At 69.3% G+C, this 14107-nt stretch carries 12 protein-coding genes and 2 pseudogenes; 9 read left to right on the forward strand and 5 right to left on the reverse strand.

Annotation, left to right across the window (positions count from 1 at the left end):
- Nucleotides 1–5 precede the first annotated feature (5 nt).
- The 5 genes and pseudogenes from BTZ20_RS05560 (at nt 6) to BTZ20_RS05580 (ending at nt 6511) form a co-directional block, all read left to right on the forward strand.
- Nucleotides 6–839 (forward strand): cytochrome c biogenesis CcdA family protein, encoded by an 834-nt coding sequence (locus BTZ20_RS05560; protein WP_077043507.1) that lies wholly within the window; start codon nt 6–8, stop codon nt 837–839.
- Nucleotides 836–2521 (forward strand): cytochrome c biogenesis protein ResB, encoded by a 1686-nt coding sequence (locus BTZ20_RS05565; protein ID WP_077040688.1) that lies wholly within the window; start codon nt 836–838, stop codon nt 2519–2521. Before BTZ20_RS05560 ends, BTZ20_RS05565 begins: the two co-directional genes overlap by 4 nt.
- Nucleotides 2522–2537: 16 nt before the next feature.
- Nucleotides 2538–3548 (forward strand): c-type cytochrome biogenesis protein CcsB, encoded by a 1011-nt coding sequence (ccsB, locus tag BTZ20_RS05570; protein WP_077040689.1) that lies wholly within the window; start codon nt 2538–2540, stop codon nt 3546–3548.
- A 138-nt stretch (nt 3549–3686) separates the two neighbouring features.
- A pseudogene (locus BTZ20_RS05575) lies at nt 3687–4712 on the forward strand (MinD/ParA family protein); the annotation flags it as partial.
- A 149-nt stretch (nt 4713–4861) separates the two neighbouring features.
- A complete protein-coding gene (locus BTZ20_RS05580; RefSeq protein ID WP_145982220.1) occupies nt 4862–6511 on the forward strand; it encodes an NTF2-like N-terminal transpeptidase domain-containing protein in 1650 nt (549 codons plus the stop codon).
- A gap of 30 nt (nt 6512–6541) precedes the next feature.
- Here the strand turns inward: BTZ20_RS05580 and BTZ20_RS05585 are convergent, their stop codons facing one another.
- From BTZ20_RS05585 to BTZ20_RS05595, 3 genes and pseudogenes are all read right to left on the reverse strand, one after another.
- Nucleotides 6542–6745 carry a hypothetical protein gene (locus BTZ20_RS05585; RefSeq protein WP_077040692.1) on the reverse strand — a complete coding sequence of 68 codons (204 nt, stop codon included), beginning with the start codon at nt 6743–6745 and terminating at the stop codon, nt 6542–6544.
- Nucleotides 6746–6881: 136 nt separating this feature from the next.
- Nucleotides 6882–8086: pseudogene (locus BTZ20_RS05590) on the reverse strand (lipid-transfer protein).
- Nucleotides 8083–8565: a Zn-ribbon domain-containing OB-fold protein gene (locus BTZ20_RS05595; protein ID WP_077040693.1), complete on the reverse strand. Its 483-nt coding sequence runs from the start codon at nt 8563–8565 to the stop codon at nt 8083–8085. The pseudogene BTZ20_RS05590 and the gene BTZ20_RS05595 overlap by 4 nt, the downstream one beginning before the upstream one ends.
- Before the next feature lie 142 nt (nt 8566–8707).
- On the opposite strand from BTZ20_RS05595, the gene ligD reads away from it, so the two are divergent.
- Nucleotides 8708–9682 carry a non-homologous end-joining DNA ligase gene (gene ligD, locus BTZ20_RS05600; protein WP_077040694.1) on the forward strand — a complete coding sequence of 325 codons (975 nt, stop codon included), beginning with the start codon at nt 8708–8710 and terminating at the stop codon, nt 9680–9682.
- A 19-nt stretch (nt 9683–9701) separates the two neighbouring features.
- On the opposite strand, the gene BTZ20_RS05605 is transcribed toward ligD, so the two are convergent.
- A complete protein-coding gene (locus BTZ20_RS05605; protein WP_077040695.1) occupies nt 9702–9914 on the reverse strand; it encodes a BldC family transcriptional regulator in 213 nt (70 codons plus the stop codon).
- 162 nt (nt 9915–10076) lie between these two features.
- Between BTZ20_RS05605 and BTZ20_RS05610 the strand changes: the two genes are divergently transcribed.
- Nucleotides 10077–10415 (forward strand): DUF4229 domain-containing protein, encoded by a 339-nt coding sequence (locus BTZ20_RS05610; protein WP_077040696.1) that lies wholly within the window; start codon nt 10077–10079, stop codon nt 10413–10415.
- 8 nt (nt 10416–10423) lie between these two features.
- Nucleotides 10424–11509: a PLP-dependent cysteine synthase family protein gene (locus BTZ20_RS05615; RefSeq protein ID WP_077043508.1), complete on the forward strand. Its 1086-nt coding sequence runs from the start codon at nt 10424–10426 to the stop codon at nt 11507–11509.
- A gap of 33 nt (nt 11510–11542) precedes the next feature.
- Here the strand turns inward: BTZ20_RS05615 and BTZ20_RS05620 are convergent, their stop codons facing one another.
- Nucleotides 11543–12238, reverse strand: a complete 696-nt coding sequence (locus BTZ20_RS05620; protein WP_077040697.1) for a FadR/GntR family transcriptional regulator — start codon at nt 12236–12238, stop codon at nt 11543–11545.
- Nucleotides 12239–12434: 196 nt separating this feature from the next.
- Here BTZ20_RS05620 and BTZ20_RS05625 point away from each other — a divergent pair, with 196 nt between their 5' ends.
- Nucleotides 12435–14096 carry a 2-isopropylmalate synthase gene (locus tag BTZ20_RS05625; RefSeq protein WP_189636665.1) on the forward strand — a complete coding sequence of 554 codons (1662 nt, stop codon included), beginning with the start codon at nt 12435–12437 and terminating at the stop codon, nt 14094–14096.
- The last annotated feature ends 11 nt before the right edge of the window (nt 14097–14107 follow it).

The raw sequence follows: 14107 nt of genomic DNA on the forward strand, positions 1-14107 counted from the left end.
GCACCATGAACGACGCCGTCCTTGCCGCCGGGATCGGTGAGGCCTTCGGCAACACCGCGGCCTCAGGGCCGCTGCTGCTCGCATTCGGCGCCTGCATGCTCGCGGGGCTGGTGTCCTTCGCCTCGCCGTGTGTGGTGCCGCTGGTGCCGGGCTACCTGTCCTATCTCGCCGGGATCGTCGGCGCGGACGCACCCGCGGTGACCGCGGCCGAGGCGGGCGCCCTCAAGACCGAGACCGACACCAGGTCCGCCGCGCGTCTGCGGGTCGCGGGAGCCGCCGGGCTGTTCGTGCTCGGGTTCACCGTGGTCTTCGTGCTGGCGACCGCATCGGTTTTCGGCCTGATCTCCGCCCTCACCGTCAACCGGGAGGTGCTGCAGCGGGTCGGCGGGGTGATCACCATCGCGATGGGCCTGGTGTTCATCGGGCTCGTGCCCGCGCTGCAGCGGGACGTGCGCTTCGAGCCGCGTCGGGTGTCCGGGCTGATCGGCGCGCCGCTGCTCGGCGCGGTGTTCGGGCTCGGGTGGACGCCGTGCCTCGGACCGACCCTCGCCGGGGTCCTGTCCGTTGCGGCGGGCACCGAGGGTGCGACTGCGGCGAGGGGCGTTGCCCTGATCGTGGCGTACTGCATCGGCCTCGGGCTGCCGTTCGTGATCCTGGCGTTCGGCTCGGTGAGCGCGCTGCGCGGGGTGGGCTGGCTGCGCCGCAATGCGCGCGCCATCCAGATCTTCGGCGGCCTGATGCTGGTGGCGGTGGGCGTCGCCCTTGTCACCGGCGCCTGGGACGTCTTCGTTGGTTGGGTTCGTGACGCGTTCATCTCGGAGGTGACGTTGCCGATATGACGGTGACAGAAGACAGGCCGGCCTCGACGCCGCCGCGGCGCCAGTCCCTCGCCGGACGAGGTGTCGCGCTGGTGCGCAACACCTGGCGCGGCCTCACCTCCATGCGGACCGCGCTGGTGCTGCTGTTCCTGCTTGCATTCGCGGCCATCCCCGGCGCGCTGCTGCCGCAGCGCAGCCTGAACGCGGGCAAGGTCGACGAGTACATCGCGAACCGGCCCACCCTCGGTCCGCTGATGGACAAGCTGGAACTGTTCGACGTGTTCGGCAGCTTCTGGTTCACCGCCGTGTACGTGCTGCTGTTCGTGTCGCTGGTCGGATGCATCACCCCCCGTTGCTGGGAGCACTACAAGGCGCTGCGCACCAAGCCGGTCGCGGCGCCGCGCAACCTGGCCCGGCTCCCGCACCACGCCGAGGTCACCGTCGCCGACGAGCCGGAGGCCGTCGCGGCCCTGGTCCGCGGGCAGCTGCGCGGCTGGCGGACGGTCACCCGCACCGGCGACGAGCTGCGCGCGGGCAAGCCCGGCGAGGTCACGGTGTCGGCGGAAAAGGGCTACCTGCGCGAGGCGGGCAACCTGCTCTTCCACCTGTCCCTGGTCGGCCTGCTCGCCGCGATCGCCATCGGCAAGCTGGTCGGCTACGAGGGCAACGTCGTGGTGATAGCCGACGGCGGCCCGGGTTTCTGCACCACCTCGCCGGCGGTGTTCGACTCGTTCCGGGCCGGTAACACCCAGGACGGCACCGGCATGACGCCGCTGTGCGTGAAGGTCAAGGACTTCAAGGCCGACTACCTGGACAACGGCCAGGCCGAGATGTTCACCTCCAACATCGAGTACCAGGCAGGCGACGACCTGGCGAACAACACCTGGCGCGAGGAGCGGCTGCAGGTGAACCATCCCCTGCGGGTCGCGGGCGACCGCGTGTACCTGCAGGGCCACGGCTACGCACCGACCTTCACCGTGACCTTCCCGAACGGGGAGACACGCACCGAGACGCTGCAGTGGCGTCCCGACGACGCGACCACGTTCCTCTCGAGTGGGGCGATGCGATTCGACCCGCCGGGCGGGATGTACCCCGATTCCACCGAGCGCCGCAAGAACCAGATCGGCATCGAGGGTCTGTTCGCGCCGACCGCGCTGTTCCACGGCAACCTGCTGGCCTCGAGCTTCCCCGCGATGACCGATCCGGCCGTCGCGATCGACATCTACAAGGGCGACACCGGGCTCGACACCGGCAACCCCCAGTCGCTGTTCTCGCTCAGCAAGGAGCTCGTCAACCAGGGCCGGATGGCCAAGCAGGACCGGGTCAACCTGCGGCCGGGCGAGAGCGCGACCCTGCCGGACGGCACCAAGGTGCAGTTCGACGGGGCCAAGGAATTCGTCAACCTCCAGGTCTCGCACGACCCCGCGCAGCAGTGGGTACTGGTGTTCGCGATCTCGATGATGGCGGGCCTGCTGGTGTCGCTGCTGATCAAGCGGCGCCGGATCTGGGTGCGTGTGTACCCCGCCGATCCAGATGCCGACACGGTGTCGGATACATTGGATCCGCATCGACGACGTACCGTAGTAGAGCTGGGCGGCCTCGCCCGCACCGACCAGGCCGGTTGGGGCGACGAGTTCGACCGGTTGAGCAGCCGTCTGCTCGCGGACCTCAACACGAAGATCACCTCGGAGAACCGCGCCTGAGGCGCAGGAGAAAACCATGCCGATCAACGAGACCATTGCCCAGTACAGCGACTGGGCGTTCGAGTCTGCGTTCGCGATCTACGTCCTGGCCTTCGTGCTGCTGATCGCCCAGTACGCGACAGCGCGGGCCAACGAGGTCCAGGCCCGCGAGGCCCGCGAGCTGGTGGCCGCAGGCGGTGCCGGCATCAGCGTCTCCGCGGGTGGCGTCACCGCGCCCGCGGCGCCGTCCGTGCCGGGCAAGGTGGTCGAGGCGCCGCGTAAGCCGTGGTCCGAGCGGCTCGGCAACATGGCTCTTTCGCTGCTGGTGGTCGGCGTCGCGCTGCACATCGGCTCGATCGTGCTCCGCGGCTTCGCGACCGACCGGTTCCCGCTCGGCAACATGTACGAGTTCGTCACGATGGCGACCGCGGCCGCGATGCTGATCGGGTTGGTGCTGCTGCGCAAGCAGACCTACCGCTCGCTCTGGGTGTTCGTGCTCGTCGTGGTGATCCCGCTGATGTTCATGGCCGCGACGGTGCTCTACGCGGACGCTGCCCCTGTCGTGCCCGCGCTGCGGTCGTTCTGGCTGCCCATCCACGTCACCATCGTGGCCACCGGCAGCGGCATCTTCCTGGTCTCCGGCGTCGCGAGCCTGATGTTCCTGCTCCGGATGCGGCAGCCGAAGGGCGAGGAGGGCGACGGCTTCTGGGGCAAGGTCGCGGAGCGACTGCCCGACGCGCAGACCCTCGACCGGCTGGCCTACAAGACCACGATCATCGCCTTCCCGCTGTTCGGTGCAGGCGTGATCCTCGGCGCCATCTGGGCCGAAGCGGCCTGGGGCCGGTTCTGGGGCTGGGATCCCAAGGAGACGGTGTCCTTCATCGCCTGGGTGATCTACGCCGCCTACCTGCATGCGCGGGCGACCTCCGGCTGGCGGGACACCAGGGCCGCGTGGATCAACATCGCCGGGTTCGTCGCGATGCTGTTCAACCTGTTCATCATCAACATGGTGGTCTCCGGCCTGCACTCCTACGCCGGTCTGACCTGATTCTCCGATAGGAACCAGACCGCGCGGCCTGCTATTGTCCAGCGCGGACTCGGCGCTGGGGCGAGTTCGGGGGAAGTCAGCAACAGGGGGAGTGCCGCCGTGGCGCAGAACAACGTCGGTTCGTGGGAGTCCGTGAGTCCGGAGACGGCAGAGCCGTCTGGGCCGTCCGCGCAGGCCGGGCCCGCGGCCGCTCAGCAGGCGCCCGAGCGACACCACGCCGTCTCGGCCCGTGACCTGTCGACGTCGCTGCTGCTCAAGCAGGTCAAGCCGGCCCCGACCTCGGGGTGGCGCAGGGCGCTCTACCAGCTGTCGGGCCGGTACATCAACGTCGGCAACAGCGCCAAGGAGCAGCGTCGCCTGGAGCTGACCAAGCAGGTCAACCAGCCGCTGCAGGGCTGCTACAAGATCGCGCTGCTCAGCCTCAAGGGCGGCGTCGGCAAGACCACGACGACCGCGACGCTCGGTTCCACCTTCTCCTCGCTGCGCGGCGACCGGGTCATCGCGGTCGACGCGAACCCGGACCGCGGCACCCTGAGCCAGAAGATCCCGCTCGAGACGCCCGCGACCGTGCGCAATCTGCTGCGCGACGCCGACAGCATCGAGAAGTACAGCGACGTCCGCGGGTACACCTCGCAGAGCGGGCATCGCCTCGAGGTGCTCGCCTCGGACAGCGACCCGGCGGTCTCCGAGGCATTCAGCGCCGAGGACTACTCGACCACCATCGACATGCTCGAGAAGTTCTACTCGATCGTGCTGACCGATTGCGGCACCGGACTCATGCACTCGGCGATGCAGACCATTCTTGAGGAGGCCGACTCGCTGGTCGTGGTGAGCTCGGGGTCCGTCGACGGCGCCCGCAGCGCGTCGGCGACGCTGGACTGGCTCGATGCGCACGGCTACGCGGATCTGGTGAGCAAGTCGGTGGCTGTGGTCAATGCCGTGCGCCCGCGGTCGGGCAAGGTGGACCTCGCGAAGGTCGTCGAGCACTTCGAGCAGCGCTGCCGGGCGGTTCGGCTGATCCCGTTCGACCCGCACCTGGAGGAGGGCGCCGAGATCGACCTCGACCGGCTCCGCCCGCAGACAAGGAACGCACTGCTCGAGCTGGCCGCCGCGGTCGCCGCGGACTTCCCGATGTCGAGCTTTGCGATGCAAGATCGGCTCTGACACATACGATTTGCTCGTGATCGGGCCGTGAGCATCGCGTGACCCGACCCTGAAGCTCAGCCTCAGCGTTCGCGCAACGTCACCCAACTGTGGCGGACTTGTGACCCCGTGTTCGCTGCGATAACGGGATGCGGGCGGATGATCGGAACATGCGCGCGGTCCGGCACAAGCTTCGGATGTGGAACGGCATTGCCTTGGCCACGGCACTCTCCCTTGCGGTCGGGGTGGTGAGCGGGTTCTTCGATGAGCCCAAGACCGACCCCGAATCCGTGGTCGAGCGCTTCGCCGCGGCCCTCACCGAGGGTGACATCGGCGAGGCCGCCGAGTTGACCTCTTACCCGGCGGCAGCCGAGGCGGCGATCACCCAGGCCTTCGACGGCCTGCACGCCGAGAAGGCCACGTTCGACGTCAACCAGTACATCCCGCTCGGTGACGACGCCGGGATCTTCAACGCGACCGCGGACTGGAGCTTCGGCGACGGAAAGAGCTGGCAGTACAACATCGATGGCCGCGTCAGGAAGCTCAGCATCGGCTGGCGGGTCTCGTGGCAACCGCAGACCCTCGCGCCTGGGCTGGGGCACGGCCGGACCCTCCGCTACGACCGCACGGACGCCGCGCCCCCGCGGGTGTTCGACATCGCCGGGAACCTGATGATGACCGAGCAGCGCATCAACACGGTCACCCTCGACCCCGGCGCCATGCCCGACCCGGTGTTCAGCACGAACAGGCTGGCAAAGGTCATCGAGCCGGTCGCGCCGCTCATCACCGGGCCAACGTTGATGCAGGAACTGGCCGCGACGCCGGGCCAGCGGATCACCGCGGTGAGCCTGCGCGACGACGACTTCGCGGTGCTCGAGGACGACCTGCGGGCCGTCCCCGGCGTCGTGATCGACCAGAGACTCAAGCTGATCAGCAACGACCGCCGGGTCTCAGGGCCGATGGTCGACGCCATGCGTAACGTCTGGCAGCTCAACCGAGACGCGACCGCGGGCTGGGCGGTGCACGCGGTCGACCCCGACGGCACGTTGATCCGGCAGACCGGATTCCAGGGGCCGCCCGGGCCCGACATCCGGTCCACCCTCGACCCGCGGGTGCAGCTGGCCGCGGAGGAGGCGGTGGTCAGCGTCGGAACGCCCGCGGTCATCGTGATGATGCAGCCCTCCACCGGCGCGGTGCTGGCGGTCACCCAGAACAATCAGGCCGCGGAGATGGGCCCGGTGGCGTTCACCGGGCAGTTCCCGGCCGGGTCGGCCTTCGATCTGGTCGGCGCCGCGGCCACCGCGCAGAACACCGACATCCAGCACGCCGCCCGCCAGCTCGGCCTTGGCATGGACTACGAGATGCCCGGCCTCGAACAGCGGACCGACGACCTCGACGGCAGAGGCGCCAACCTCATGCGGACTGAGTCGGGACCCGACACGGACAAGCAGGTGAAGGTCAGCCCCCTCGGAATGACCCTTGTCGCGGCCTCGGTCGCCCGCGGATCGACCGCAGTGCCGGTGATCGCCGCAGGTCAGCCGGCCACCACCGACGAGTCGCCCGCGCCGATGCCGCGGGAGGTGAACGACCGGCTGCGCACGATGATGTGGGAGAACGTGCACCGCGGGCCCGCCTCGATGCTGGCCGAGCACGGCGACCTGATCGGGATGACCGGTTCGTTCGAAGACGACCGGTGGTTCTACGGGGCGAAGGGCGATCTGGCGTTCGCGGTCTTCGTCAAGGACGCGGACGGTTCGGACCAGGCCGTGAAGATGACGAGCAAGCTGTTCAAGGAGATGGCGAAGCCGCCGACTCCCTGATCGCCGCATTCCTGATCGCTGGCGTCCCGTTCACTCCTTGGGGTCGACCGGGCCGCTCTCGGGGTTCTCGCCCGTGGTGGGGTGGGCCCGACGGTTCATCCGCCACAAGAATTCCGGGTCGTCGTCCGGACCGAGAACACGTCCCGCGGGCGGCGCGGAGGTATCGGGGCCGAAGGCCTTCCACAACAGCACCGCCAGTATCACCAGCGCTATCAGCGTCACCAGATAGATCACGACGCACCTCCTTGCTTCGAGCGTAGCCGCGTCCCGGCGCGGCGGCACCATTGTCTGAACACGCGAACGGGCGGTCGCCGGGCAGGTCTGTCAACCGATGCTCCGATGACCGCCCGTTCGTGACAGGCGTGTGATGTCAGGCCGAGACGATCACCGAGGAGCCGTGGCCGAACAGGCCCTGGTTTGCGGTGATGCCGATGCGGGCGCCCTCGACCTGACGACCCTCAGCCTGTCCGCGCAGCTGCCAGGTCAGCTCGCAGACCTGCGCCAGCGCCTGGGCGGGCACGGCCTCGCCGAAGCAGGCGAGGCCGCCGGACGGGTTGACCGGGATCCGGCCGCCGATGGTGGTCTCGCCCGCGCGCAGCAGGTGCTCGGCCTCGCCGCGCTTGCACAGCGCGAGGTCCTCGATCCAGTCCAGCTCGACCGAGGTGGCCAGGTCGTAGACCTCGGCGACGTCGACGTCCTCCGGCGAGATGCCGGCCTCCTCGTACGCCGCGTAGCCGATCGACTCCTTGAAGGTCCGCTCAGGAGCGGGCACCGCTGAGGCCGAGTCGGTGGAGAAGTTCGGCATGTCCATGATGGTCTGCGGGAAGGTCGGCGTGACGGTCGAGATCGCCTTGATCCGAACCGGTTCCGCGATACCCATCTTGCGGGCGTACTCCATCGAGGTGAGGATGATCGCCGCGCCGCCGTCGGAGGTCGCGCAGATGTCCAGCAGATGGAGGGGGTTGGACACCACGGGGAGGCCAGCACGTCAGCCGCCGTGACCTCCTTGCGGTAGCGGGCGTTCGGGTTGTTCAGGCCGTGCTTGGCGTTCTTGACCTTGACCGCGGCGAAGTCCTCCGCGGTCGCGCCGTACAGGTCGATGCGGCGGCGCGCATTGAGCGCGAAGTACGCCGGGTTGGTCATGCCCATCAGGCGGAACCGCAGCCAGTCCGGGTCGTCCCAGCGCTCGCCTGCGACGGGCGCCAGGAAGCCCTTCGGGGTGGTGTCGGCCCCGACGACAAGGGCTACCTCGCTCAGGCCGGCGAGGATCCGCGCCCGGGCGGTGTCCAGGGCCTGGGCGCCGGTGGCGCACGCGGCATACGAGGTGGCGACGCGGGCGCCGTTCCAGCCGAGGGCCTGGGCGAAGGTCGCGCCCGCGACGTATCCGCCGTAGCCGTTGCGGACGGTCTCGCCGCCGACGATGAAGTCGACGTCCTGCCAGTTCACGCCGGAGTCGGCGAGGGCGGCACGGGCCGCCGCGACGCCGTACTTGACGAACGACTGGCCCCACTTGCCCCAGGGGTGCATGCCAACGCCGAGGATCGCGACGTCATTGTTGGATCCTGCGCCGCTCATGCCTGTGCTCCGTTCGCGTTCGTGTCGGTGGTGGTCGGCTTCCAGCGCCAGATGGTGCGCACGCCGGTCTCGTCCGTGTAGAGCGGCTCGACGACCAACTCGACGTCGTCGCCGACCTTCAGGTCGTCGACACCGAAACCGTCGGCCACCTGCCCGAGCACGACGAGGCCCTCCGGCAGCTCGACCGCGGCGAGCGCGAACGGCACGTACGGGTCGGTGGCCGGGATGTACGGGGCGGGCGGCTGGTACTGGGCGTCGGTGTACGACCACACCTTGCCGTGGCGGGAGAGCTCGACGTCCTCGAACTCCTCGCCCGAGCAGGCCGGGTTCTTGCAGAAGGTGGTCTCCCGCGGGAACGAGATCGTGCCGCACGACTGGCACGAGGTGCCGATCAGGGCCGGTGCCGGGCCGGTGGTGAACCAGCCCGCTACCGCTGGTGTGACGCTGTCGCCGGCGGCCTGTGTGGCGGTGTCGCTCATGCAAACCTCATCTGCTGTCGAGCCTGATCGGACGGTCGGGACCGGTGCCCGAAGTAGAACGTGTTGCAGTATCGCACGGGATCGGCGATGTCGAGGGCGAGATCCCGCCCAGCGGGCGTCCGATCCGGATACGTTGTGAACCATGGCTGCCGGCAAGGGCGGGAGTCCGGCCGTCGAGATCGAGGTCGACGGCCGGGTGGTGCGTGTCTCGAACCCGGATCGCGTCTATTTTCCCGCAACCGGAGCGACAAAGCTCGATCTCGTCGAGTACTACCTGTCCGTCGGAGACGGCATCGTGCGCGCGCTCTACGAGCGGCCGTGCATGCTGCACCGGTTCCCCGAGGGACTGGCGGGGGAGAAGGTGCACCAGAAGCGGATCCCGCGCGGCGCGCCGTCCTGGCTGGAGACGGTCCGCCTGCATTTTCCGCGCTACGACAGGTATGCCGACGAGCTGTGCGTCACCGAACTGGCCGCCGTCGCCTGGGCGGTGCAGATGAGCACGGTCGAGTTCCATCCATGGAACAGCCGTCGCGGTGACACCGAGAAGCCCGACGAATGGCGGATCGACCTGGATCCGATGCCGGAGTGCGACTTCGGCCGTGTGCGCCGGGTCGCGGCCGTCGTGCACGAGGTGCTCGACGAGATCGGCGCGACCGGATGGCCGAAGACGTCCGGCGGGCGCGGCCTGCACGTCTACGTCCGGATCGCGCCGGAGCACAATTTCGGTGACGTCCGGCTGGCGGCGCTTGCGTTCGCGCGGGAGGTCGAGCGGCGCGCGCCCGACGAGGTGACGACGACCTGGTGGCGCAAGGATCGGGACCCGGCGGCGCTGTTCGTCGACTACAACCAGAACGCCCGCGACCACACGATGGCCGCGGCGTATTCGGTGCGCGGTGTCCCGGACGCGCGGGTGTCGGCGCCGCTGCGCTGGGACGAGGTCGACGATGCGCGGCCCGAGGACTTCACCATCGGCACGATGCCCGCCCGATTCGCGGAGCTCGGCGACCTGCACAAGGGAATCGACGACGCGACGTTCGACATCGCGCCGCTGCTCGAATGGGCCGAGCGCGATGCGCGCGAGGGGGCTGCCGTGCCGCCCGAACCCGAGCGGCCGTGAGGCGGAGGGCCGGGCTCGGTCAGCGGGTGGTGGCCTCGGTGGTCAGCGACTGCAGCAGCTCCATCACCTCGGACTCGCGGAATCGGCGGTGACCGCCGGGGGTGCGCAGGGAGCCGAGGCGTCCGGCGTGAGCCCATCGGGTGACCGTCTTCGGGTCGACGTGGAACAGGGCGGCAACCTGACCTGGGGTCAGCAGCGATTCCTGGGCGGCGCGGAACGACGGGGCGCTCATCGAGAATCCTCCATGCGCTTGTGCGGTACGAACGTGCGGACATCCTGGCACCCGGTGCCCCGAGTACTCGAACAATCCCGATTTGGTAAAGCGGAGGTAATTCGCAAATCGGATAAGTCCGGCACCCGGGGTCGGTGATCGGCGGGTCGGTAACCTGGGAGCGTGACTGATTCCTCGCAGAACCCCGCCCCGTCGAACGCCAAACGCTCGCTGGCGCGGGATCTCGGTCTGTACACCGTCGCCCGGCTGGGCCTCGTCGTCCTGATCGCGGCGATCATCCTCGGGGTCAGTGCGCTGCTGAACGTCGACGTGCCGCTGCTGGTGGCGCTGATCTTCGCGGTGATCATCGCGCTGCCGCTCTCGCTCGTGCTGTTCGGCAAGCTGCGTACCCGGGTCAACGAGGAGATCTCCGCGGTGGACGCCCAGCGCAGGGCGGACCGCGACGATCTGCGGGCCAAGCTGCGCGGCGACGGATCCGGTGACGCAGACGGCCGCAAGTGACCGCCGCGATGGGGGTCGTCGACCACAGCGCGCCAAGGGACTGGGTGGACAACGCGGTTCGGCTGATCGACGCCGATTCCCAGCGGAGTGCGGACACCCACCTGCTGCGCTATCCGCTGCCTGTCGAGTGGAACATCCAGCTCTATCTCAAGGATGAGTCCACCCACATCACAGGAAGCCTCAAGCATCGGCTGGCGCGGTCGCTGTTCCTGTACGCCATCTGCAACGGCTGGGTGACCGAGGGCACCACGGTGATCGAGGCGTCGTCGGGGTCGACCGCGGTCAGCGAGGCCTACTTCGCGAAGCTGCTGGGCCTGGACTTCGTCGCCGTGATGCCGCGGAGCACCAGTCCAGCGAAGATCGCGCTCATCGAGGCGCAGGGCGGCAGCTGCCACTTCATCGATCGTCCTTCGGAGATCTACGCCGAGGCGAGCAGGCTCGCGTCCCAGTGCAACGGCCACTACATGGACCAGTTCACCCACGCGGAGCGGGCCACCGACTGGCGCGGGAACAACAACATCGCCGAGTCGATCTTCCAGCAGATGACGCTAGAGCAGCATCCGATCCCGGACTGGGTCGTGGTCGGCGCGGGCACCGGCGGCACCAGCGCGACCATCGGGCGATACATCCGGTACCGCAGGCACGCCACCCGGCTGCTGGTGGTCGATCCCGAGAACTCCGCGTTCATCGGTGGTTACGAGACCGCGTCGGCCGCGTACGAGACCGGAATGCCGTCGCGGATCGAGGGCATCGGCAGGCCGCGGGTCGAGCCCTCGTTCGTAGGGCAGGTCGTGGACCGGATGGTGCCGGTGCCGGACGCGGGGTCGATCGCCGCCGCCCGGCACGTCAGCGAGGTCCTCGGCCGACGGGTCGGCGGGTCCACCGGGACCAACGTGTGGGGCGCCTTCGGCGTGATCGCGGAGATGCTGGCCGTCGGCCGCACCGGCAGCGTGGTGACCCTGCTCTGCGACGGCGGGGAACGGTACGCGGGAACGTACTTCAACGACGAGTGGGTGCGCGGCGAGGGTATGGACCTGACCGGGCCGACCGCGGTGCTGGAGGCCTTCGCGGCCACCGGGCGCTGGTCCGCCTGACGTCCCTTCGCCGGGTCCTGCCGATCGCCGCTTTCAGCCGGGCGTCCGGACCGCCGCGAGCATCGCGCCGAGGTGCTCGCGGCTGCCCCGGACCGCGGCCTCCTCGTCGCCCGCCGCGATCGCCTCCACCAGGGCGAGGTGCTCGTCCGAGTTCGGTTCCCGGTCCGTCTCGCGGAGGTTCAACAGCTCGATCATCTCGACCAGCGCCTCGGTCAGCCGTGGCACGAAGGTCTCGAACAGTTCGCTGAGAACCCGGTTGTGTGCGGCCGCGACCACCGCGCGGTGGACCGCGATGTCGGCCTCGACGAAGGCGTGATGATCCGCCGTCACGGCGGCCGCGCGCAGCTCGAGTGCGCGCCGCATCGCCGTCATGTCCCGCGCGGTAGCGCGCTGCGCGGCCAACCGGGCGGCCTCGACCTCGATCGCGTTGCGCACCTCGACGACCTCGGCGATGGCCTCGGCGCGGAGCACGCCGTCCCAGCCGTCGGTGGGCAGCGGTTCGGTGCGCTCGACGAACACGCCCGCGCCCTGCCGTGACCGCAGCAATCCCTGTCCGGAGAGCATCCGGAGCGCCTCGCGGACGGTGGATCGGCCGACGCCGAGTTCGGCTGCGAGGGTGGTCTCGCCCGGCAGTTTGGCGCCGACCGCCCATTCGCCCGCGCTCAGTCGCGCCAGCAGCAGTTCGGCTGTCTGGTCGGCGAGCAGGTTTCGACGGGGCGCTGCGACCACGCAAACTCCTCAGGTTGTCAGACAAGTTGATTTCGTCTAGCTTAGCCGACGTGGCTATTCGCGGACTGCTCCTCGGACGCCGCGGCGGGGTCTGACCGGACCGGCTCCCCGCCGCGGGGTTCGGCCGTGCCGGTCGATCGATCTCGATCCGCACAGGAGACCCGCCGTGAACTGGAACCCCCAAGCCCCGTCCCCGATGCCCTCGCACCGCTACCGGCCATACACCGACCGGGTGCCGGTGCCGCTGACCGAGCGCACCTGGCCCTCGAATCGGACAACCGTCGCGCCGCTGTGGGTGCCTGTCGACCTGCGCGACGGCAACCAGGCGCTGGCCGAGCCGATGGACCCGGCCCGCAAGCGCCGCTTCTTCGAGCAACTGATCACCATGGGCTACAAGGAGATCGAGGTCGGTTACCCCTCCGCCAGCCAGACCGACTTCGACTTCGTCCGCGACCTCGCAACCCTCGGGCTGGTGCCCGACGACGTGACCATCGTGGTGTTCACCGCCGCCCGCGCCGACCTGATCGAGCGAACCTTCGAATCGGTGCGCGGGTTGCCGAATGTGGTGCTGCACATGTACACCGCGACCGCGCCGACCTGGCGGTCGGTCGTGCTCGGACGCGATCGAGATGAGCTGCACCGCTTGATCTTCGACGCGGCGCAGGACGTGGCCCGGTACGGCGATGCCGCGACGGGTACGCGCTTCGAGTTCTCGCCCGAGGTGTTCAACCTGACCGAGCCGGACTTCGTCCTCGAGATCTGCAACAGCCTCACCGAACTGTGGGACGCCGACCCGGACCGGCCGGTGATCCACAACTTGCCCGCGACGGTGGAGATCGCCACCCCGAACGTCTACGCCGACCAGATCGAGTACATGCACCGCCACCTGTCCAGGCGGGACTCGGTGATCCTCTCGGTGCACCCGCACAACGATCGCGGCACCGGCGTCGCCGCCGCGGAACTGGCGGTGCTGGCGGGCGCCCAGCGGGTGGAGGGCTGCCTGTTCGGCAACGGTGAACGGACCGGCAACGTGGACCTGGTGACGCTGGGGCTGAACCTGCACGCTCAGGGCGTCGACCCGATGATCGACTTCTCCGATCTCGACGCGGTGCGGCGAACGGTGGAGCACTGCAACAGGATCGACGTGCACCAGCGCCATCCCTATGGCGGCGACCTGGTGTACACCGCGTTCTCGGGCACTCATCAGGACGCGATCAAGAAGGGCTTCGCCCACCACCGCGCCGCGGCGCGGGCTGCGGGGACGGATCCGGACCGGGCGCCGTGGGACGTGCCCTATCTGCCGATCGACCCCCGTGACGTCGGCCGCGACTACGAGGCCGTGATCCGGGTGAACAGCCAGTCCGGCAAGGGCGGCATCGCGTACCTGCTGCAGAGCGGCTACGGCATCGACCTGCCCAGGGGCCTGCAGATCGACTTCGCGCGGCGGGTGCAGCGCGCCGCCGACGACAGCGGGGTCGAGGTGACCGCGCAGCAGCTGTGGGACCTGCTGCTCGCCGAGTACGGAAACCACGGTGAGCTCGCGCGGTGGACGGTCGAGCACCGGGAGGACGGTGATGAGCTGCGGATCGAGGCCACGGTGGGCGGCGCGCCCGTCGTGGGGGCCGCGACCGCGAGCGGACCCGTCGAGGCGCTGACCAGGATCCTGTCCGAGCACGGGCGAGAGGTGGAGGTGCTGAGCCTGGCGGCGCAGTCGGTGGGCGAGGGCAGCGCCTGCCGGGCGATCACGTTCGCGCAGTGCCGAATCGATGGGACCACACGGTGGGGCGTTGGGCTCGATTCCTCGGTCACCGCGTCGGCGCTCGAGTCGGTGCTGGCCGCGGTCACCGCGACCGGATAGGGATAGGGATA

Origin of the sequence: Rhodococcus sp. MTM3W5.2 (assembly GCF_001984015.1) — a bacterium.
Classification (GTDB): domain Bacteria; phylum Actinomycetota; class Actinomycetes; order Mycobacteriales; family Mycobacteriaceae; genus Rhodococcus_G; species Rhodococcus_G oryzae.

What these genes read in the sequence shown, in the direction of transcription:
- BTZ20_RS05560 (WP_077043507.1), top strand. Translation starts at nt 6, where the DNA reads ATGAACGACGCCGTCCTTGCCGCCGGGATCGGTGAGGCCTTCGGCAAC.
- BTZ20_RS05565 (WP_077040688.1), top strand. Translation starts at nt 836, where the DNA reads ATGACGGTGACAGAAGACAGGCCGGCCTCGACGCCGCCGCGGCGCCAG.
- ccsB (WP_077040689.1), top strand. Translation starts at nt 2,538, where the DNA reads ATGCCGATCAACGAGACCATTGCCCAGTACAGCGACTGGGCGTTCGAG.
- BTZ20_RS05580 (WP_145982220.1), top strand. Translation starts at nt 4,862, where the DNA reads ATGCGCGCGGTCCGGCACAAGCTTCGGATGTGGAACGGCATTGCCTTG.
- BTZ20_RS05595 (WP_077040693.1), bottom strand. Translation starts at nt 8,565, where the DNA reads ATGAGCGACACCGCCACACAGGCCGCCGGCGACAGCGTCACACCAGCG.
- ligD (WP_077040694.1), top strand. Translation starts at nt 8,708, where the DNA reads ATGGCTGCCGGCAAGGGCGGGAGTCCGGCCGTCGAGATCGAGGTCGAC.
- BTZ20_RS05605 (WP_077040695.1), bottom strand. Translation starts at nt 9,914, where the DNA reads ATGAGCGCCCCGTCGTTCCGCGCCGCCCAGGAATCGCTGCTGACCCCA.
- BTZ20_RS05615 (WP_077043508.1), top strand. Translation starts at nt 10,424, where the DNA reads ATGGGGGTCGTCGACCACAGCGCGCCAAGGGACTGGGTGGACAACGCG.
- BTZ20_RS05625 (WP_189636665.1), top strand. Translation starts at nt 12,435, where the DNA reads ATGCCCTCGCACCGCTACCGGCCATACACCGACCGGGTGCCGGTGCCG.